Origin of the sequence: Arthrobacter sp. 18067 (assembly GCF_902706295.1) — a bacterium.
Lineage (GTDB): Bacteria > Actinomycetota > Actinomycetes > Actinomycetales > Micrococcaceae > Arthrobacter.
Genome location: NZ_CACSJJ010000115.1, coordinates 1 through 391, shown reverse-complemented (window position 1 = coordinate 391; position 391 = coordinate 1). Strand labels below are relative to the sequence as shown.

Annotated in this window: 1 protein-coding gene; it reads right to left on the bottom strand. The window is 65.0% G+C overall.

Features of this window, described 5'->3' with window-relative positions; genetic code table 11:
• Positions 1–391, bottom strand: a 391-nt coding sequence (gene yajC, locus GVL04_RS24345; RefSeq protein WP_159709186.1) for a preprotein translocase subunit YajC, incomplete at both ends; no start/stop codon positions are given.

Sequence of the window (391 nt, the reverse complement as noted above, 5' to 3'; positions counted from 1 at the left end):
GTACTCCGGCTCGCTGAGGTGGATCGCAGAGTCCTGGTTGAGCTGCGTGCCGTTCAGCTCGGCCTCACGCGCGGCCTCCTCGGCATTGGCGATGGCCATGGCCTCCTCGACGGAGCGCGGGGCGCCGGGTTCGACGGCGTCCACCTCGGTGATCACCTTGGCGATGGCACCGGGGTGAAGTCGAAGCACGTTTCCGGGGCTGACCTCGATCTCCGCGATGTTCGTCACGTTGTCGACGGAGACGACCGTTCCGTAGAGCCCGAAGTTCGTCATGATCTCGACGCCCGGCTTCAGCGCCTCCTTCTGCTGCTCGGCAGCCTCCTTGCGCTTCTTGCTGCTGCGCCAGGTGAAGAACACGAGCACGGCGAGCACGCCGAACATTGCAATAGTC